Annotated in this window: 11 protein-coding genes; 7 read left to right on the top strand and 4 right to left on the bottom strand. The window is 39.0% G+C overall.

Going from position 1 to position 22,514, the window contains the following annotated elements:
* The first annotated feature begins 53 nt into the window (after window positions 1–53).
* The 7 genes from KFO40_RS05765 (at window position 54) to KFO40_RS05735 (ending at window position 16,104) form a co-directional block, all read left to right on the top strand.
* The gene (locus tag KFO40_RS05765) at window positions 54–3,245 is read left to right on the top strand and encodes a SusC/RagA family TonB-linked outer membrane protein (protein ID WP_211146175.1); all 3,192 of its coding nucleotides are present in this window, start codon (window positions 54–56) and stop codon (window positions 3,243–3,245) included.
* Window positions 3,246–3,257: 12 nt separating this feature from the next.
* On the top strand, window positions 3,258–4,940 hold the full coding sequence (locus KFO40_RS05760) for a SusD/RagB family nutrient-binding outer membrane lipoprotein (protein WP_061447930.1): 1,683 nt from the start codon (window positions 3,258–3,260) through the stop codon (window positions 4,938–4,940).
* A gap of 12 nt (window positions 4,941–4,952) precedes the next feature.
* Window positions 4,953–6,047 (top strand): glycoside hydrolase family 99-like domain-containing protein, encoded by a 1,095-nt coding sequence (locus KFO40_RS05755; RefSeq protein ID WP_211146174.1) that lies wholly within the window; start codon window positions 4,953–4,955, stop codon window positions 6,045–6,047.
* A 68-nt stretch (window positions 6,048–6,115) separates the two neighbouring features.
* Complete coding sequence (locus KFO40_RS05750; RefSeq protein WP_120144729.1) at window positions 6,116–8,140, top strand: metallophosphoesterase; 2,025 nt, start codon at window positions 6,116–6,118, stop codon at window positions 8,138–8,140.
* Between the two features lie 120 nt (window positions 8,141–8,260).
* Entirely contained in the window at window positions 8,261–10,885 is a 2,625-nt protein-coding gene (locus KFO40_RS05745) for a hypothetical protein (protein ID WP_211146173.1), read from the top strand.
* A 132-nt stretch (window positions 10,886–11,017) separates the two neighbouring features.
* The gene (locus KFO40_RS05740; RefSeq protein WP_120144731.1) at window positions 11,018–13,609 is read left to right on the top strand and encodes a zinc-dependent metalloprotease; all 2,592 of its coding nucleotides are present in this window, start codon (window positions 11,018–11,020) and stop codon (window positions 13,607–13,609) included.
* Window positions 13,606–16,104, top strand: a complete 2,499-nt coding sequence (locus tag KFO40_RS05735) for a zinc-dependent metalloprotease (protein WP_120144732.1) — start codon at window positions 13,606–13,608, stop codon at window positions 16,102–16,104. Before KFO40_RS05740 ends, KFO40_RS05735 begins: the two co-directional genes overlap by 4 nt.
* Window positions 16,105–16,204: 100 nt before the next feature.
* On the opposite strand, the gene KFO40_RS05730 is transcribed toward KFO40_RS05735, so the two are convergent.
* Genes KFO40_RS05730 through KFO40_RS05715 form a run of 4 tightly spaced genes read right to left on the bottom strand, consistent with a single transcriptional unit; the run spans window position 16,205 to window position 22,453 of the window.
* Entirely contained in the window at window positions 16,205–17,491 is a 1,287-nt protein-coding gene (locus KFO40_RS05730; RefSeq protein ID WP_120144733.1) for a hypothetical protein, read from the bottom strand.
* Between the two features lie 12 nt (window positions 17,492–17,503).
* Window positions 17,504–17,710, bottom strand: a complete 207-nt coding sequence (locus KFO40_RS05725) for a hypothetical protein (protein WP_008646870.1) — start codon at window positions 17,708–17,710, stop codon at window positions 17,504–17,506.
* A 26-nt stretch (window positions 17,711–17,736) separates the two neighbouring features.
* Window positions 17,737–19,122, bottom strand: a complete 1,386-nt coding sequence (locus KFO40_RS05720) for a RagB/SusD family nutrient uptake outer membrane protein (RefSeq protein ID WP_008646868.1) — start codon at window positions 19,120–19,122, stop codon at window positions 17,737–17,739.
* 13 nt (window positions 19,123–19,135) lie between these two features.
* Window positions 19,136–22,453 (bottom strand): SusC/RagA family TonB-linked outer membrane protein, encoded by a 3,318-nt coding sequence (locus KFO40_RS05715; RefSeq protein WP_120144734.1) that lies wholly within the window; start codon window positions 22,451–22,453, stop codon window positions 19,136–19,138.
* Window positions 22,454–22,514: the final 61 nt, after the last annotated feature.

Below are 22,514 nucleotides of genomic sequence, written 5' to 3'. Positions count from 1 at the left end.
CATCTTTAATGCATTAATCAATACTGTATTCTTTAATTTAATAATTAAGTATTATGAAAAACTACTTCCTATTCTTATTCTTTTTAGTAATAAGTGTATCGGGTTATGCGCAAGGAAAGCGTATAACGGGTAAAGTGACAGATGCTGCGGATGGAATGCCTATCATAGGAGCTACGGTGGTAGCTGTTGATCCGGATGGTAAGACGAACGCTAAATCGGTAGGTACAATTACCGATATAAATGGTATGTTTACACTTAATGTGCCTAATGGATGTCAAGAATTGAAATTTTCGTATGTCGGAATGGAGACGAAAACGGCTAAAATTACCGGTTTGACTCATATCAATGTATCTTTGGCCAGCACGGCGAAGGCTCTTGATGAAGTGGTTGTTACCGCTCTCGGAGTGACGCGTGAAGCTAAGAGTCTTAATTATTCACGGCAGAGTGTAAATGCGGAAGCCTTGGCAGAAAATAGTAGTGGCAATCTGATATCTTCTCTTTCCGGTAAGGTGGCGGGGGTTACCATTACTCCTCCGGGAACGAGCAATGGTAGTGCGCGTATTGTTATTCGCGGAACAAGCTCACTGACTGAAAACTCACAGCCCGTATTCGTGATTGATGGTATGATTATTGAAAACGAACCGGGTGATACAAGTGTGACCGTTGATGGTGGTACAGGTTCTACCGACCTTGGTAATCCGGTAGCGGATATCAATCCGGATGATATTGAAAGCATTGAAATCCTGAAGGGACCGAATGCTGCTGCACTTTATGGTTCGCGTGCAGCACAGGGGGTTGTATTGGTGACAACTAAACGTTCGAGCACATTCGAAAAAACAAAAGTATCTTATAGCGGAAATTTTCAATTTGAAAAAGTGAACCAGTTTTTAGATTATCAGAATGGTTGGGGAACAGGAGAGAACTCTTATTTGCTTGACCATAAATTGACGCTTCAACCTAATGGTAACAGGTTGCAAACAGATTTACCGAATTTCAGTGGTTATAATTCTTCTGCAGGTGCTAAATTGCGTAGCTGGGGAGCACCTTTGTGGGATCAGGTTATCTATGGACATGACGGTGTACTTACTACTCATTCTTCACATCCGGACAATGTGAAGGATTTCTACGAAACCGCCCATCGGTACACACATACATTGGCTGTGGAAGGTGGTTCGAAAAAGAATAATTATCGCGTATCGTATACGAGAAGTAAGGGGAATAGTGTAGTACACGGTATCAATGAAAGCTTTAAAGATATATTCAATCTCCGGTTGATGAATACGATTACCAAATGGATGACTTTAGATTCTAAAATGACTTACTCACATGAAAAGGTAGACAACCGTCAATATATGAATGGTTCGGATAAGAATCCTATATATGCGTTTGTTACTCTTCCTCGTTCGCTTTCTATTGATGTATTGAAACATTATAAGGATGAAAATGGAAATGAAATGATTCCGATTGGTGAACGTGGTTATAATCCGTATTGGAATATTTATGAAAATACGAACTCTGACACGCGTGACAGGGTGAGCGGATCGATGAATCTGGAAGTAAAATTACTTCCGGGCTTGAAGGCGGTAGGTAAAGCCGGACTGGATGCTTATTGGTGGAAAGGAATGGAGTTCTTTAATCTGGGTGCACGTAGTGATGTGGACGGTGGTATGAAGAACTGGATCAATAACAGTACTTCTACTAACTTTGAAGCTTTATTGATGTATAATAAAACATTTCATAAAATATCAGTCAATGCCATTGCCGGTATTAGCCGATATGAACGCAACTCGGAGAAAAGAACGGAAAGTGTGAATAGTATATTGGTTCCTGATTTCAAGAATATTTCTAACTCGAATGAGTATCCTAGTGCCACTCAACTGCAATCTAAGAAGATAATCCGTTCTGCTTACGGCTCGGTGTCATTAGGTTACAATAGTTATGTTTATTTAGATGTAACGGCCCGCAATGACTGGTCGTCTACTTTACCACTGGATAATTGCTCTTATTTTTATCCTTCTTTTGGTGCTACGTTTATTTTTACCGATGCATTTAAGATCAAATCACCTATCTTGTCGTTCGGTAAGATTCGTGCTTCTTTTGCTTATGCCGGTTCTGACACAGATCCATATCGGATTAATCAAACCTATAAGTTGGGTAGCATTTATAATGGTTCACCTTTGCAAACCATTAGTACAACTTTAAATAATGATCAACTTTTGCCGGAACGTAACCGTTCTTTGGAACTTGGAGCTGATCTCCGCTTTTTCCATAATCGTTTGGGTGTAGATGTAACTTATTATCGTTCTGATGCCTATGACTTGATAACGAAAGTCGCTTTGCCGGTGCCTAGCGGTTATAGTTTTAAATTCTTGAATACAGGTCATGTACGTAATCAAGGATGGGAAGTTGTGTTGTCTGCTACTCCCGTCAAGACCAAATTGTTTGAATGGAATGCGAATATCAACTGGGCGCGTAATCGGTCGAAAGTAATTAAGGTAGTGGACGGAAATCCTAATGTGCAATTATTGAAATCAAGTAATGTCAGTATCATGTTGGAAGAAGGCATGCCTTATGGAGTCATTCAGGGACGTGCTTGGAAACGTGATGACCAGGGACGTAAATTAGTTGATTCTTCAGGTAAAATATTGGTAACGGATAATACGCAATATTTAGGCTGTGCCGAGCCGAAATGGACGGGAAGTTTTGGAAGCAATTTCAGAATCCAGAATTTTACAGTTAGTTTCTTGTTTGATGCACGTATTGGAGGAACTCTTTATTCGGGAACATGGAATAGAGCGACGACAGCCGGTGTTGTTGCCGAATCTGCCGAAGGACGTGAAGGATATTATTTGAGTAATGTGATTTATGGTGAGAGTAGCGCGAAGGCAACTTCCGGTTATCAATATCCGGACGCTTATTTTGAAGACGGAACGCCTTGTCTCTTGTTTGTCAAACCTAATAACCGCTATGCCAGTTTTGATGAAAGATCTGTATTTGATGCTTCCTATATTAAATTCCGTGAACTCTCTGTTGCCTACAGTCTTCCGAAGTCTATCATAAAGAAATTGCCGATTAGTGGTCTACGACTGGCTGTGGTAGGACGTAATTTGGCTATTCTTCATCAAAATACTCCTAAAGGCATAGATCCGGAGGCTTCTTCTTCATCAGGAAATGCTCAAGGTATAGAATATGGAGGAATGCCGCCCGTATCTTCTGTCGGATTTGATATTAAACTAACCTTCTAAAGATAGAATATTATGAAACAGATTAAAATATTATTAGCCGGTTTTGCTGCAATGGCCATTTCTTTCGTTTCGTGTACGAATGACTTTGAATCTGCCAATGCCAATCCCAATGAACTTAATGAAATTAATCCTGAATATTTGTTCAATACGAGTTCTTATTATACGCTGAATGCTTTTTGCGGAAGCATGAAAAAAGTGTTGTTGGCCAACTATAGCCATTATTATGGTGGAGCTACCGGTGGACAGGTACAACGGTATGGAAATCAAGGTTCAACCAATGATTCATATTGGAAGAATGTATATAACTATGCTATTTTTCCTGTTCACTTTATACAAACGCAAATGGAAAATGACGAGCAATATCACAATCGTGTACTTATTGCTAAAATATGGGAAAATTATCTTTTTTCACAAGCAGTTTCTATTTGGGGAGGTATTCCTAAAAGTCAGGCTTTTAATGCCGGCGAGAGAGTGCCTTACGATAAGGAATCGGATATTTATTATGCTATGCTGAATGATTTGAAAGCATGTGCCGACGGGTTGAAGATGGATGGAGATGTTTATAAAGCAGACCCTATTTTTCCTTCAGGACAGAAATCCAGCGACTTATTGAAATGGAAGAAGTTTGCCAATTCACTACGTTTGCGTTTGGCCGTTCGTATTTGTAATGCTGACCGTTCGAAAGCGACTGAAGTGATTGATGAACTTATGGAAAATGAACAGAACTTGATGACAAGTAATGAAGATAATTGTCTTTTGCAATGGGGAGATAATGCAGATACAAGAAATTATTTTTATGATTATCTGGTCATCAACCGTGAAAGTAATTTGGATAAGCTTCACTCTGCCGGCGAATCGATTCTGATGTATATGGCTCCCTATGCTGATCCGCGGTTGGAGAAATTTTTCACTCCTGCCAATGCTGCTTCTATGCCTGATAACTTCCATTGGGCACCTTATTGGGGACAACCGAAAGTTTCTAATTTGCCTTCGGGAGTCAGCTTGTCTCCCAATCCGCATAGTGGAAAGACGGCTGATGATTACTCTCAATTACAGGATAAATTCACGGAGCAAAGTTATGCAGAGGTAATTATGAATTATGCAGAAGTGTGCCTGTTGAAAAGTGAATTGGTTCATAAAGGTTTGGGAAGTGGTTCGCAAACAGCCGAGGCTTATTACAATGCGGGTGTGAACGCTTCAATGGCTCAATATGGCGTAGATGGTGGAAAAGTGAATAATTATCTTCAGACTCCAGGAATTAAATGGAATACATTGACAGATCTCACAGTCACAGAAGAAGGTGAAGATTATTATAAAGATTTTATCGGCATTGTATCTTCTGCTATTACTTCTGATGAACCTGATCCGATTTATCGTCAGATTATCATGCAGCAATATATAGCTATGTTTTATCAATCGTTGGATGCGTGGACACTGATTCGCCGTAGCCAAGTATTGGAATTTCCGCCGCATTTCCAGCCGGAAACCGGATATGGTGCTGTGAATGCCGGCACCAAGGATAATCCTTATGCTTATATTCCACAGCGATTGGTATATCCCGATAGCGAGAAAACAAACAATGAATATGAATTGACGAAAGGTATTGCAAATCTCGATGGTGGACAAGATGCAATGTCGACTAAGTTATGGTTTGCATTGCCGACTAAGACTAACCCTTATTTGACGAATAATTAAAAAATGAAGGATATGAAAAAGATAACTATTATATTGCTCGGATTCATCGCTTTGTTAGCTGTATCTTGTGATAAAGACGATCATTTGGCTCCTGATAAGAGCAAATATGTGTATGATATACCACAGACGGATTTACCTGTGGATGCGATAGTCGGTGCTTATTATACCAATATAACTTCCTCTTCCAGCTGGTTAAAGTCCGGTAAGAAAATATATGCCGGTACTCCTTTGTTGGGTGAATATTTGTCTACAACTAGTGGAGTGTTACAGCAACAGCTTGCTTGGGCGGATGAGGCTGCCTTGGACTTTCTGATAGTTACTTGGGATGCTGCTTCAGCAGATAATACATTGATTACAAACTTTAAGTCTGTACGTAAGGCAACCAATGCAAAAGTCCGCTTGGTGATCAATTATAACACCAAACATCTGAAAGTATCTAATGACAAACCGCTTCAAGAGGAAGAGAATTTGAATAAGATGATCAATGACTTTACGAATACTTTAGTGCCTTTATTTAATGATGAGGCCTATTATAAAATGAACGGAAGACCGGTTATTCTAATAACTCCGTCTAACCTTTCTTCTTCTGCATTGAAGAGTATTGATTATTCTTTGGTCATCCCGGCATTAAAGAAGGCTGTATCAGAATTGGGGTATGATCTTTATACGATTGGAGAATTTACTACCGGTTGGGTAGCTCCGGTGAATTATGAGGAACATCAGATTGCTTCTTTTGATGGAGTGACAGTGAACGACTGGTCAACGAATATGTATGACCGTTATTATGCCTTTTTCAGTTTTGTTGATTTGAATTGGGCCAATTGGAAGGCTACAATAGCCAAATGGAATACAGACTTTGTTCCTTGTATCTTTCCTTCTTATAATGACCGTATCAATTCAACTTCAAGTTATAAATATACTTTCGGGCAAGATGGAGAGACTGCTGATTATATTAATTTCTGTAATGTGGCTAAACGGAATATCGGAAGTAAAAACATTGTGTTAGTCAATTCATGGAATAATTACCAGAAAGGAACGAATTTGGAACCGACGGAGGAAAACAAATCAGAATTTCTGAAGATAACCAGAAATCAATTTAAGAAGTAATAGTTATTAATAACGGGATACGACACATCAGGCAGATCGTCGTATCTCGTGATAACAATAAATAATTTATGAGAAAGAAAATAATATCGGTCGTTTGTTTTCTCTTGGCTGTTTTTGTATCTCATGGGATAGCTGCGGATTCTGCTCCCTTTTTCTTTTTGCAATTAAGTGATCCCCAATTTGGCTTCATGGATAATAATAAGAGTATTTCGGCAGAAACAGAGGCTATGAATAAGGCTGTGACAGCTATAAATCAGTTAAAACCTCCGTTTGTGGTGATAACCGGTGATTTTGTAAATAATTCGAAGAGTAAGGAACAGATTGCTGCTTATAAGTCGATGATTGCTCAAATAGACTCTTCAGTAAAGGTTTATATGATTCCGGGAAATCACGATATAGGTAAGGTCAGCCGAGCTTCTATAGATAATTATAAAAAAAACTACGGAGAAACCCATTTTTCATTCAGGTATGGTGATTGTGCATTTATAGGTATTGATTCAAATATAATAAAAGAGGAGGACAAGGAGAGGGAAGAAGTTCAATTTAAGTGGCTGGAACAGGAATTACAGAAAACGAAGGATGCCAGATTCAAGTTTGTTTTTACCCATTGCTCTGTTTTTCTAAAGCGGATGGATGAACCTGTGAATTATTCGAATTTCTCTTTGCCTATGCGAGAGAAATATGTGCGTTTGTTTCAGAAATATGGAGTAAACGCAATATTTGCGGGGCATTTACATAACAATGCTTATGGAAAGGTGGACGATATGGAAATGATAACGATAGGTCCGGTAGGAAAGGTGCTGGGGACAGGGTATCAAGGGATGAATCTTGTGAAAGTATATCCGGATCGGTTTATCAGTGAATTTATTGCCTTAAATCAACTTCCTAAAGAGGTGGTGATGTCTGATCCGGCGACAAAAACGACGGAGTCGATGAGTCGTGTCCGTTTCAAATCAATAAAGAATTTAGTGATGGCAGGGTATCAGGGTTGGTTTAATACTCCTGAAGACGGTGCTGGTTTGGGTTGGAAACATTTTGAAAAAGAAAAAGAGTTCAAACCGGGCAAGTGTACCATTGATCTTTGGCCGGATGTTTCTGAATATGAGAAAACCTATGAAACGGCTTTTAAGTTACCTGATGAGACACCAGCAAAGGTTTTTAGTTCGTATGATGCTTCTACTACAGATCTGCATTTTAAATGGATGAAGCAATATGGAATTGATGGGGTATTTATGCAACGTTTTGTTGTTTCTATACGAAATCAGAAAGGGAAGGATAATTATAATAAGATACTGAATAATGCTGTTCTTTCGGCGGAAAAGTATGACCGGGCAATTTGCCTGATGTATGACCTTTCCGGTATGGAAGCCGGTGAAGAAGATATATTGATACGTGACTGGAAAGAGCTGTGTGAGAAGTATAAACTAGTTTCCCGGAACAACAATCATTATGTTTATCATCATGGTAAACCGTTAGTTGCTGTTTGGGGAATAGGGTTTAATGATCGCCGTAAATATGGATATGAGCAGGTAAAGAAAATCATTGATTTCCTGAAGAGTGAAGGTTGTTCCATATTGGTAGGTGTACCTACTCATTGGCGGACATTAACGATAGATGCTGTTTCTGATACGAGATTACTTGAACTGGTAAAACAGGCGGATATTGTCCATCCATGGTTGGTAGGACGTTTTGATAATAATACGTATGAGCCATATCGTAAATCGATAGAGGAAGATATAAAGTGGTGCAAAGCGAATGGTAAAGATTATATACCGGTGTTGTTTCCGGGCTTTAGTTGGCATAACATGAAAAAGGATGCTCCGCAAAACATGATTCCGAGATTAGGGGGACGTTTCTTCTGGAAACAGGTAAAAGGTGCTGTAGATGCAGGAGCAGAAAGCCTTTATTTGGCAATGTTTGATGAGATAGATGAGGGGACAGCTTTCTTTAAATGTACAAATACACCTCCGGTGGGTGAAAGTTCTTTTATAACTTATGAAGGAGAAGCACCCGATCATTATCTTTGGCTGGCAGGTGAAGCTGCTAAATATTTGAGAGGAGAACTGCGTTCGTCCCGGATGCCGGTTCGATAGGGATGTGGAGTATAATAGCCGGATATATTTCGTTATTGGTGCAGAGTAACTATATTATTTTAATATCCTAAGATTGAAAAAACATATTTTTTATATCTTTGCTTCAAATAAGCTTTTGCTATGAAATATATCCGACTGTTATTTTATATTTTATTTATCTCGAAGACTATAGTCACTTGGGGTGGTGAAAATATCGGAGGCCTTTCTTTTCGTGCTTATGAATATTCAAAAGATGAACGTACTTCATTCATCATACCGTCCGGCAATCAGGGAGTGAGATTCAAAGATTATTTATCTGTTTCTTTTGATTTGAAGATTAGGGAAAAAGGCGAGCATTTTGGTTATGTATGCCGTATGATTGTTGACAATAAAAATAGCCTCAATCTGATATTGGTTAATCCTGTGAACGAAGAGCCTTATTTGTGTTTGATTAAAGACCAGCAATATTTAGGAAAGATACATTCTTCTGCGACTATCGATATTCATGAGTGGAATAGGATAAAGATAGAATTGGAGTATAAAAATGATACGTTATATGTCAGAAATAATGGTTCTCTTATTTCTAAAGAGAAAGTTGCTGCCCCGGATAATCATTCTGTTAAAGTCTGCTTTGGTGCTAATAAATTAGCTTCTTACACAACTTCGGACGTGGCACCTATTATTTTGAAAGATGTACAGATCGGTCTGGAACCTGGGAGCATAAAATATGAATGGTCGTTGGAGCAAGCAGTATCTGACACTTTGCTTCAGGACAAGTTTCGGCAGATGACAGCTTTTATATCAAATCCGGAATGGATTATTAATAGTCATATGTATTGGAAACATAAGAAAACGTTATCTTTTTCATCCAAGACTTTTCCTGTCCCGTGTGAAGATCAGTCGGCATGTTATTTTATTGCAAAAGATCGTATTGTCAAATATGATTTAATACGGAGTACAACAAAAGAATATGTTTTCTCGCCATTGGTTGATGTAAATCGGATCACTAACCAGTTTCTTTTTGTTCCTTTGAAAGATAAAGGTAGTCAGTTGGTTTATTATGACTTTGAGAAGCCTGATGGGGAGAATTTGTCTTTCTTCAATTTTCAAACAAAAAGTTGGTCTATTCCTATCCAACGGAAAAGGCAGTCTTCTTATACACAACATAATCGGTTTTTCAATCCAAAAGATTCATCAATTGTACAAATTCTGGGATATGGATTTCATTTGTATACCCGTGAGTTGAATAGAATATCTCTATCGGGTGAAGTGATAAAGGGAGAGTTGCCGGATGTGATTACTCCTCGCTATTTGAGTGCCATAGGGAAGACCGATTCGCTGGTTTATATTTATGGAGGATTGGGAAATGACTTGGGCAAACAGGAGTATGGGGTCGTTCATTATAAGGATTTGTATAAATTGAACTTGAATGATTATTCTTTGGAAAAAAAGTGGGCTATGCCGGAGAATCTTTGTGATGAGGTAGCTGCTTCTACGTTGATAGTTGATGAAATAGAAAAAGGTGAACATGCAAAAGGATTGTTTTTTTCTTCAGGTCGTTTTCTATCTTCTCTAGTTTTGAAAGATTTAAATTTGGAGAATGGACAAGAAACTGTTTTAGGTGATACAATACCTTATACTTTCTTAGATGTTAATTCTCATGCAGATTTAATTTATCTTGCTTCAGAAAAATGTTATTACGCTGTAACAGTTCACCAAGTAGAGGGGAATAATTATGAAGCTAATATTTATTCTATTGCATCTCCAGTGTTGCCTATTCAAAATATAACAGTACAGGAAAACAGGGGGACTTGGTGGAAATTACTGTTTATATGTATTTGTGTAGCAGGTTTAGGGGGAATTGGGTGGAGATTAAAGAATAGCAGAAAGCATGATAAGAAAGAAGCTATATCTATTTCACAACAAGATATTTGTGAAAAAGAAGAAGGGGTTGTTTCAGATATAAATAGTGAAAAAGAAATTCAAGAAAATGACCACCTATATTCCTCGTTTGAAGCTCCTGTATTGAACACCACACCAGGAATTTATATGCTAAACGGATTTCAGGTTATTAATCGGGATTTAAAAGACATTACCGGAAAATTTACGCCTATTATGCGTCAATTATTATCTGTTATTATTCTTTATTCCAATCAGAATAATAAGGGGATTTCTAATATCAAGTTAAAAGAATTGTTGTGGTATGATAAGTCCGAGGAGAGTTTCTCTAATAACCGTAGTGTAAATATACGTAAGATACGTCTTTTGTTGGAAGAGGTAGGAGATACGGAGATATCATCAGCAAATGGTTATTGGTACTTTCTTAATAAGGGGCATGTATATAATGATTATACTATAGCAAATCAATTGATGCAAAAGATGGCGCCTTTAGATGTGGTCCATAAGGAAGATCTAGAAAAATTATTGAGTCTGGCTTCATTTGGTCAATTGCTTCCTAATATGCAATTTGATTGGGTAGATAGTTTTAAAGCAGATTATTCCGATTCAATGATTGATCTTCTGAGTCGGTTAAGAGATAGCAAGCAATTTGTAGGAAATGATAACTTGAGAATACAAATCTCAAATTGTATTCTGCGATTTGATTCATTAGATGAAGAGTCTGTTCGCGTTAAGTGCCGTGCTTTAGTGGATTTGAAACGTATGGGAATGGCATATACTGCATTTGATCAATTCACCAAGGAGTATAAGCTAATATTGAATGAGGATTTTAAATATAGTTTTGAGCAGTTTATAAGTGAAGTGTAATTTATAGGTTGATGTATTACAAAAAATATTGTGTAGTTTTTCTGGAGGAAAAGTCGATTTTATTGGAGTTAATTCTTTATAATTCTTAAATTTGTATCCTATTACAGAATATGAATTAACACTATTATCAAAATGAAAAGAATTTGGGTGGCTCTTTTGGTGTTTTCTATACTAGGAGGGAGTGTATCAGCAAATGCTATTTCTTTTAAACGCAAAAAGTCAAAAAAGAAGGAGTCTGTTGAGAAAGAAAAAACTGCTTATGATAAACTGTTCTCATCTAATCATTCAAAAGCAGAAGGTTTTATCACTGTACATAAAGTAAAGGAGAAAGTTTATTTTGAACTTCCCTTATTAATGTTGCAACGTGATATGTTACTAGGTTCTACAGTAACAGAAATTAGTGATAATAAGAATGCTATTATTGGTTCGAAACCTACCGAACCTCTTCATTTTCGTTTTGAGAAATTGAATAATAAAGTCTGCTTGTCGGCAGTGCAGACCAATAATGTGGGTGATGACAATGGTCACCGATTGAAGGCAGCTATTGAGATGAGTAATATGAATGCCATTCTGCAAGTATTTGATATTTCGGCTTATAATAACGACAGTACGGCAGTTGTTTTTGATGTTACCGATTTCTTTGTAAGTGACAATAAATTAATGTCCCCGTTCGATAAATACAGCGTGAATACATCAGGGGGACGTAAACGTTTGACCTCATTTCAAAGTAACAAATCATTTATTGATGGTTTTAAGGCTTTTGAAGATAACATATCAGTCCGTAGTTGCTTGAATTATACTTATTCGTTGACTGGGGGCAAAGGGAAAGACATAAAAGACGAACCTCTGACCGCAAAGGTAACCCGTTCGATTATATTATTGGATACGATTCCTTATCGTCCCCGATTGATGGATAGCAGAATTGGCATTTTTCCTACAATGAAAAATGAATATTCAGCTGCTAAACAGACAACTCGTTCTATCTATTATGCAAATCGTTGGCGTTTGGAACCTTCAGATTTGAGAGGTTATATTGAAGGGAAGAAAGTGACTCCTATTAAACCGATTGTATTCTACGTAGACAGTTGTTTTCCTGAAAGTTGGAAAGCATCTATATTTGAAGCTGTCAATCAATGGAATGAGCCATTTGAAAAAATCGGTTTTACACAAGCTATCCAGGCTAAAGAATTTCCGAAAGACGATCCGGAATTTGATGCGGATAATTTGAAATATTCATGTATCCGTTATGCTCCGATAGGGATTGAGAATGCAATGGGACCATCGTGGGTTGACCCTCGTAGTGGAGAAATATTGAATGCTTCGGTATATCTGTACCATAACGTCATAAAATTGTTGAATAATTGGCTGTTTATTCAAACTGCTCAAGCCGATAAGCGTGTACGTCATAAAGTAATTCCAAGAGAGGTGATGGACGATGCTTTACGTTATGTCGTTTCTCACGAAGTGGGTCATTGTTTGGGATTTATGCATAATATGAGTGCTTCTTCCGTAATTCCCGTAGATTCGCTCCGTTCTCCTTCATTTACGCAGAAGCATGGTACTACCACTTCCATTATGGATTACGCGCGTTTTAATTATGTGGCACAACCTGGTGATATGGAACGGGGAGTACGTATGATGCCGCCATATTTTGGTTTGTATGACGATTATCTGATTCGCTGGAATTATACACCTGTGCCGGAAGCTAAAACTCCGGAAGAGGAATATGCCATCACTTCGAAGTGGATTACGGATTTATCAGATAATCCTGTATATCGGTATGGCAAGCAGCAGTCGGATATACTCGACCCTCGTTCTCAAACGGAAGATTTGGGTGATGATGCAGTGAAAGCAACCCGATATGGAGTGAAAAATCTGAAATACATTCTGGCTAATCTGAATCAATGGCTAGGAGAAGAAGATGTGGATTATACACATCGGTCGGATATTTACGATGGTATAATCATGCAATATCTGACTTATATGTTGCATGTATATCATAATATAGGAGGAATCTATTTGCATGAAAAATTGGTTGGTGATAAGGTGGAAGCCTTGCAGGTTGAACCTAAAGAGAAGCAGAAAGAGGCAATGAATTACTTTTTGGAGCAATTGGCGACCTTGGATTGGCTGGATGATGAAAATGTGCTGAAGGTACTGCCTATGGTAGGGAAGCCATCGGAGGCTTTGCGGGATGTAATGATGAAATTATTGATGAAAGCTCCTGCCCGGGTAGAATTCTCGGCATTAAAAGCCGGTAAAGAAGAAGGATATGATGTTGATGAATGTATGAATGATATTTATACATATATATGGAATCCTACTATACAAGGACGTAAATTAAGTGCTGCTCAAATGAAACTGCAGAATTTGTTTATCAAACACCTGGCTTCGACTGCCGGAATCCGATTGAGTAAAGATACTAAATCATTGAAAAGTGAAGAAGATGCATGGGGGCAGTTAGCTGCTTTTCATCATAAAACAGGTGTAGGGCATAAAGGATGTTGTTGTGCGTCCGATCTGGGGCGTATGTTTAATCCAGTGGCTGGATTTGACGAACCAATGGCAGAGTATTTTATTCCCAAAAACCAGGATAGTATGTGTTATGGTTATTTCCTGCGCATACGTAATTTATTAAACAGCCGGAAGCAACATGTTGATAAAGATACGCGGCTTCATTATCAGTTATTGCTTCATCAAATGAATAATGCATTAAACAGATGATTATGAAGAATAAATATATCTTTTTGCTCTTTTTATCAGTATTTGGTGTGTTTGTCTTTTCTCCTTTGGAGGCTGTTGCCAAAAAAAAGAAAAAAGGGAAAATAGAGCAGGTTAAACCCAAAAGCGCATACGAAAAACTGTTGAAGGATAAACCGAATAGCGTCGAAACTAAAGGACTGATGAATCTTTATTGGGTAGACGATAAAGTATATATGGAAATACCCAGAGATGTGTTGGGTAAACGTTTGCTGATGGGAGGTGTAGTCGATAAACTAAGTAACCCTCAGGAATCATCTGTTGGCTTTTGCCCTGTTGCACCTTTACAAGTGAAATTCTGCCGGTCCGATTCTTTGGTTAGGTTATATCAGGTAGCGGACCGTCCGGTGACAGAACAAGATTCCCGTATTGGAGATGCGCTGAAAAAAAGTTTCAGTGATGTCATTTTAAATCAGTTTTCTATAAAGGCTTATTCTCCGGACAGCGCTTTGGTGATTGACGTTACATCTTATGTTTTTCAGGATGATAAATACATGAATCCGATTGATCCGAAAGCATACAATACGATGGGGGGCTGGGTGAAGCGTAAAGCCTCTTTCAAACAGAAACAATCAATGATATCCGGAATAGCTTCTTATCCAGATAATGTATCTATTTCATGCTATATGAGCTATGAATTAGCGATGTCATTATTCGGTATTTTTCCGATAGCAGAAAATATTCCCTTCAGCGCAGTTGTGAAGCGTACTTTTATGTTATTACCGGAAGATGGGGATTATTGTCCTCGTTTGGCTGATCCTCGTATCGGAACTTTATGGAGCGGCAAGGTGAATTTTTCGGATAAGGAGCAAGGCAGCAACATACAGTATTGGGTGAATCGCTGGAACCTGGCTGTTGATAAACCTGTTGTTTTCTATGTGGATACGCTGTTGCCTGAAAAATGGCAGAAGTGTGTGTATCGTAGCGCTGAGATATGGAACAAAAGCTTTCAGAAAATAGGTTTTTCTAATGCGTTAGATGTGAAACCTTACCCTAAAGATATAGGATTTGATGCCAACAGTATTACTAAGTCTTGTATCCGGTATGTCGTTTCACCTTCCGGTCAGATTACGGATAATTATTGGAGTGATCCGTTGACAGGAGAAATAATAAGTGCCAATATTTATATCCCTCATAATTTAGCTTCGAAAATTCAGCTGAATTATTTCTTGCAGACAGCTTCCTTTAACGAGAAAGCCCGTACATTGATGCCGGATGAAGATTTGGTGGAAGAAGCATTGACTTCGTTGTTGTTGAGGCATTGGGGGCATTGTTTGGGGTTGACGGATAATATGGCAGGATCTATTGCTTATCCGGTTGATTCGCTCCAATCGAAAGAGTTTGTAAAACAACATGGGTTGTCTGCGTCAGTCATGGATAAGTTGCCGATGAACTATTTACTTTCGGTTGATAATTATAGTACTGATATACCTTTGACGCAACAAGTACTGGGAGAATATGACCATTGGGCGATTCGTTATCTTTATCAGCCTATGAATAAGAAAACACCGCAAGAAGAATTGCCGGATCTGCGGAAACTGGTTTCTGAACGGAATCAGAACCCATTATTGCTTTTTAAACGTCCGCAGAGCAGGAAAGCTTATTATGATCCTCGCGGAATGGAGATGGATTTGGGAAATGATGCTATTCGTGCGGCAACCATTGCTTTTGAGAATTTGGGTAAAGTAGTGGCGAATGCAAACCAATGGTTAGACAAGGAAGATTTCAACTATGAAAAACGAGCCTCACTATATGGAGAAATTATCAATCAGGCGGATGAATACGTGAAGCATGTATTGCAGCAAGTTGGTGGAATCTATTTGAATGACAGTTATCAAGGGGATAGTTACCCTTCTTATCAACCGGTATCCAAAGAGTTGCAACGTCGTTCGTACCAGTGGATGATGGAAGCTATCAGTCAAATGAACTGGTTGGACAATCGGGAACTGTTGAATCATTGTGCGCTGACAGGTAGCGCTGCTGACTATTCACAGAAGTTTTTCGCCAATTTGCTATTAATACAGCTCAATAACCTTTGGCTTAGCGAAAGCAAATCGAGTGACCCTTATACGCAACAGCAGGCTGTTGAAGATTTGAAGAATCATCTTTTCAAGGAAACAAGGGCAGGAAAGGAGCCTGACGACTGGAAACGTTTCTTACAGGGACAATTGCTGAGTTTTGTCATTTCTTGGTCGAATGTAAATGTGCCGAAAGGGAAAGATGAGACAGCTAATGCTTCTTCTAAACTGACTATTCAGACTGTCTGTCCTTACCGGGGGATGACGGCAATTGAGAGCATTCCTTATTCTTCTGCTCCTGAACGGGCTCCATTCTGGTATGGCTGTCTGTTGGATTTGAAAAGTGAGTTTACGAGAGCGAAATCAGTAGCACCTAACCGGGAAATGCAAGAGGAGTATGATTACCGATTGTTTACGATTGAGAAGGCACTGCGGAAATAGATATAATCTATAAAATGATTAGATATAAAAAAGCCAATTAATTCGTGATAAGATGAATTAATTGGCTTATATTTTTAATGAAGTTTTTCTTCTGTTTTGTTTATTCTACTACCCTTGTGAATGCGTAGGTTATACCAAAGAAACTCGCATCGAAATAATGACCGTACTCTTCAAACGTTGAGCTGAAGAAATCAGTTGGTATAAAATCGTGAAAGTAAATGATGATATTATTATCATCTATCTTATCCAATCCTATAAATGCATTTCCAAGCTCTGTTTTTCTCTTTGAGAAACAACGATTCACTTGCGAGGTGATGAAATAAGGAGCGTCATATTCTTCGTCAGCTATCCAGTTATAGATGCCTTTCTCTATATGGTCGAAAACAACAGTGTGTCCTTGAGGATTGCAAAAGAAGTTCTTTAAATCTCCCGTCAGGTATGGGATTATTTTATCTGTACCATCTTCTTGATGTACAAATTCCAGGTAGTCATTCGCTCCATTGTTTTCCGGCAGACTATTTACCCAGTCTTCGTCAGGCATACCAATATATACATAGTTGTCTTTATCTTTAATCTCTACAGGTTTCCATTTGCCCAGCATGTCAGTAAACTTTAACTGATCCAGTTTTATATTATAGGATACAAATGAGCCCGGATAGTAGAGTTCGGAGTTGTCAACTGGTGTACCTAGTTTAAGGATAGCGTTTTTTCCTGTATAATCTTCTGCTCCTTCTTTTATTTTTATCTTAAAACGTGTGTAGTAAGAACCTTTTGGAATGGTGACGGAAGTTATTCCGTTTTCAAGTTCAAAATCTTCGTTCAATATGGCTGTACTGGACGGGTCTATTTCTATCGGCAACACGATGTCTGTTGTTGCCCTGAAACTGCTGCCGCTATTTTCTCCTTCCACTTCGATTCTAATGTCTATTTCACTTAACAGACGATAGATCACAGGCTTGAAAGTATACATAATGTGCTCTTTCACTTCAACGGGGATAATCGCTATTTTCTTGTCACCGAGCGCATATCCGGAAACCGGGTTGATGGAAAGGCGGATTTCACGGTTGGCAGTCAGGTTGTTTTTGGGAGTAATGGTTAAAGTGGCACTTGTTTCTCCGGCTTTTATCATGAACCCGTTAGCAGAAATTTCATAGTCTTCATCCAATATGGCAGTACCTTCAATGATGACAGGAATGCTTAAGTCTGTTTCAGGTGCTACAGAAGCTCTCAATTCCACTTCCAGGCTACCGTTAGAAGGTAATATGTATATGGAGCGACTAAAAGATAACTTTGCACCCGACGAGTCGTCATCACTGCAAGCTGCCGACACTATGATTAGTATAATCATTAGCAGGAAGGAGCCTGTTATTTTGATTTTTGTTTTCATTTTAATCCCTTTTTATTGGTTAATGGCATTGTTGTATTCATCCCATAATGCTTGTACTTCTTCACGGTCTTGTGCATTCAGGATATTTCCGGTGGGAAGTAAATAATCTTCTGATGTATTATCTACTTTTGGGGTCAGTTCTTCCGGTTTATCACATGAAACCAAGAAAGCGGAAGAACCTGTGAGAATGAAACATAGGATATATAGTATCTTTTTCATAACTGTTTCTGTTTTTTATGGATAAATTATTCTATGTAGCCTGGATTTTGAATGAGCAAATCAGGAAATAATCTGATGTCTGCTTTGGGAATAGGAAAAGTATACAGATACTTTTCTGTGATAAATTTCTTTCCTTTGGCAGCGACCCAAAATTCCGGACGTCCGTTGCGTTTTAATTCAAACCAGCGGTCGCCTTCAACAAACAATTCTTTACGGCGTTCACAGAGGATGGCTGACATCAATTTTGTCAAAGGGATCCCAGTGGCGTCGGTTTTTATATTTTGTTGGAAAACTTCTGGGAGATTGTCAATCGTGTAGGCTATATAATCCTGAGTGATTCGTTTGGAACGAAGCTGGTTAAGATAACCTAGTGCGTCTGTTTCCTGATTCAGATGTGCGTGGGCTTCGGCTATAATCAGGCAAAGTTCTTCACTACGAAACTTGGTGGTGATGATTTTATTGACAATCCGTTTGGAATCATAGTTGCATTTGCGACGTACGTCATTGTCGGTGGCCGCAAATAAATCAACCAAATTTCTGTCGACAGGTCTTGATTTTATATCGGCTTGTGCAGTTGCGTAACTCATGGTTCCTATATCATCATCCATGGTGAATGAACGGATAATGACATTGTGTGCTTTTGCTTGTTTCTGGTTAATGGCTTCTACATATTCGTCAGCTTCCAGCATCGGGTATTTTTCCAATACTTCTTTGGCATAGGTAATGGCACTACTCCAGTTCTGTGTCCAAAAGAAGAAACGTGCGAAGTAGGCTTTTGTCACGGATGAAGTAAAGATAAAGTCTTCATTAGACACATTATATGAGAGGGCTTTCCGGAATCCTTCTTCTATAAATTCAGCAGTTTCTTTCAGATTGGCGCGTGCAGGCTTTGCTTCCATATCAAAATCGTCGACAAGTGGAAGTCCGAGAGTCTCTTTTGCCGTCTCCGGCTGGTATGGCTCACAGTAGCGCTGCATAAGGTTATAATAGCAAATAGAACGAATGCTCCAGGCTGTTCCCAATAGGGTTCTAGCTAAATCGGATTCCGTATCATCCATGTTGCCGATAACCATATTACAGTCTTTGATAACAGAGTAGAGTGTTTTGTAAGTGGCCTGATTTTTGTTAATGGCACTTCCCACATAAATGCTCGTATAGCCGAAATTGCTGGCAAGCGTTGCATTCAAGTCATCGGCAAACATCTCTAAAGTTGTCATTACTTCTGGATTGGGAATGATAACGTCATCTCTTCCTTTTTCTATCTGATCCAACCAATAATGGATAATGGTCGAAAAATCTTCAGCTGTTTCAGGAATTATCTTTCCTTTGGGCTTTACGTCTAAGTAATTGTTGCAGGAAGCCAACAATATCATCAGACCACAATAGATAGATATGAATAGTTTATTTTTCATCGTTTATTGTTATTTAAAATCCAACATTTACGCTAAACATCACAGAACGGCTTATCGGATAAGTAGCACCGGGGGTTTCAGGATCCATGCCTGAATAGCTGGTGAATGTGAAGAAGTTGTTCAGTGACAAAGAGAAATCTACATTGGAGAGAGCCGAATTACTTATTAACTTCTTAGGTAGCGTATATCCTAAAATGATGCTCTTAATTCTGGCATAAGATAAGTTGGTAAGGAAAGCTCCATGCGTGATTTCTTTGTGCATAGGGTTATAATAGCCAAATCCGTAAACCTCACCGAACGGATTCCATACGCGCGGATAAGTGCCATTTGTATTATTGGGCGTCCAACGGTCGGCTGCTACTTTCGGAACATTCAGATGGTGTGCGAACAAATCATTTTGGAAGACTTGTTCACGTTCTGTGTAATTAAATACCCCATTACCGCTTACGGTGTTAGCTGAAGTTGGCGACTTGATGAATTCAAAATTTTTGGCTCCTGTGGCAAAAGTTCCGTTTACGCTAAGGCGAATACCTTTATATTCGGCGGTTACATTAAATCCTCCGGTTACGGGAGCTTCACTCGTGCCTAGATAATACCGGTAATTATCGGGCTTATTCAAGTCGGTAGCTGTGTGTATTTCAGCATCGGGACGCAGCTGGTATGTATATAATCCTGTTTCGGGGTCAATACCTGTGTATCTCCCACTATAGATGGCGTCTACAGGATAGCCCTCCCATAAGTTATTATATCCCATGCTGCTATAGGAAGCTTTATATTTGGTCACTTTATTCTTGTTGTAAGCTATGTTGGCAGAAAGAGACAGACTGAAATCTTTTGTTTTAACAGGAGTTCCATTCAGGGTAGCTTCGATACCTTTGTTGTCAATATTGGCAGTATTGTATTTCTGTTGGGTGAATCCTGTGCTGCTTAGTACTTGCACACCTGTTACAATATCTTTACTTTTCCGGTAGTATCCTTCCACTATACCTGTCAAGCGGTCGTTAAACATTCCGAAATCAAGAGCCACTTTCACGTCTTGCGTCTTTTCCCAACGTAGATTGGGATTCGGTGGACTAACTACTTTTCCTATATGATAAATATTGTTGGAAATATTCCGGTAGTCATCGTAGTAACTGATAATCATTTGTGGGCTGACACTACGGTTGATGTTACCAGTAAATCCGGTTGCTATACGGAGTGTTAATCTGTTCAGTACGGGTTTCAGCGAAGCCATGAAATCTTCTTCACTAACATTCCACGCTGCGCCGGCTGCCCAGTTAGGATTAAATTGTTTGTCACTACCAAAATTAGAACTACCGTCAGTACGGAAAGAGACATTCAGTACATATTTGTTTTTGTAGTAATAGTCAGCAGATGCATAGAAAGAGACAAAGCGTTGTTCGCTCCATGTTTCTCCGTTCGAGCCATCAATAGCAGCGAGATAGGCTTTCAGCTTCTCGTAGCCTACTCCTGTCGGGTCATCAGGAAGTGGGGTTATGGCATTTCCGGTGATTTCGTCGTAACCGTATCGTTTGCTGTACAAACCGTCTGATTTACTTCCGCGGAATTCGGCACCGGCTATAAGGGAGACAGAGTGGTCTCCAAAAGAATCATCATAAGCAAAATGCCCGCGGACCATATAGCTCTCATTATCTACATTGCGTTGCAAGATAGAAGCATATTCCTTATTAGTATTGTTATCGATAGAGAGACGGTTGTCTAAAGCTGCTTTTGTGTTTTTACCATATATTTCCTTTAGACGGTTGGTGGAATAAGTATATGAAGCCAGACCCACAAAACGCAAATGGTTGATAATGCTGTAATCAATTCCTGCACGAACCATTGTTTTTATATTCTTAGTGCGTGAAGAAGTTTCGTCCATTTCGCGAAGTACATTAAATCCACAATCAGGTATAATCTTGGAACTAGTCTTTTTATTGTTATATTCTCCTAGTGCATAATATGTTTCATCTGCCCGGTAACTGCCGTCTTCGTTATACGGACTTTCGTATGGATTGGCAAAATAAGCATATTGGAAAGGATCGAGACTATTCAGTGCCGGGGACTTTGAATATTGATAAGACATGGATGCCCCAAAGTCAATCTTGACTTTCTGGCTGGGGTGCATTGATAGATTAGCTGTCAGGTTATAACGGTCGTAATCATTATTTTTCAATAAACCAGCGTTGCGGGTATATGCTAGTGAAGTATAATAGGTGTATTTGTCTCCACCACCATTAATGGATAGGTTGTGGGTGGTAGAAACACTGTTGCGAAACAGTTCATCGTACCAATCGGTATTCGTTTTACCTAATTCTTCGATATACGTATCTTGTTGTTCTTTGCTCCATCCGGCAAACTTTCCCCTACCAGCACGAATGATGCCTACTACTCCTACCACCGGATAGTCATTTGCCCCGGCTTCAAATCCAGGAGCAGAGAATTCATCCCATAATCCCTGTTCATAGGCAAGCTTCTCTTGTGAATTCATCAAAGAGTAGTTCCGTTGGGGTGGTAAAGTGACTGATACATTGCCTGAATAGTTTATTTGGGCTTTTCCTGATTTGCCTTTTTTGGTGGTGACAACAATTACCCCACCGGCTGCTCGCGAACCATAAATAGCAGCGGCTGAAGCATCTTTCAAAATAGTAATACTTTCTATGTCGCTGGGATTGATGCCAGCGACACCATTCATGAACAAGTCGTCAAATTGACCGGATTTTATTTCAGCACTGGTAGGCATATCGGTACTTCCACTTTGCATGGGAACTCCGTCGATAACCCATAGTGGCTCACCATCTCCGGTGATTGTATTGGTACCTCTGATTCGTATTTTTTGTGTACTACCAGGTTGTCCGGATATGGCTGATACGGCCACTCCTGCTATTTTACCTTGCATGAGGGCGTCTACCGTTGGTTGGGCTTGGTCTTTTAACTGGTCGGCCGAGATAATTCCGACAGAACCAGTCATTTTCTTAAAAGTAGTTTGGGTATAACCTGTAACGACAACTTGATCCAGTTCACTTGTTGCAGATTCCATTTTAATTTTGATAAAAGGTGTTGCTCCTTTCAATAAGTGCTCTACATTTTTCATGCCAATGTAAGAAAAAACAAGTGTCTTGCCTTCTTTCATCTCTTTGATGGAAAACTTACCATCAATATCTGTGGTAACACCGACTTGGGGGAGCTCCTTATAGCGGACGGATACGCCTACTAATGGTACCCCACTTTCGTCAGTTACAATACCTTTCACTGTTACCTGTGCATTTGCAAATAAAGGTAAAATTAGAGCGAAAAGTAATGTTAATGAAAAAATGGTAATTTTATTCATAATTGTATTATATTGGTTTGAATATATGCAAATGTATTATTATTAGCTGATATAAACAAGA

The sequence above is a fragment of the Bacteroides sp. 1001302B_160321_D4 genome (assembly GCF_015667765.1).
GTDB lineage: Bacteria > Bacteroidota > Bacteroidia > Bacteroidales > Bacteroidaceae > Bacteroides > Bacteroides xylanisolvens.
The sequence above is the reverse complement of the archived record's forward strand: the minus strand, read 5'-3'. Positions and strand labels throughout refer to the sequence as shown.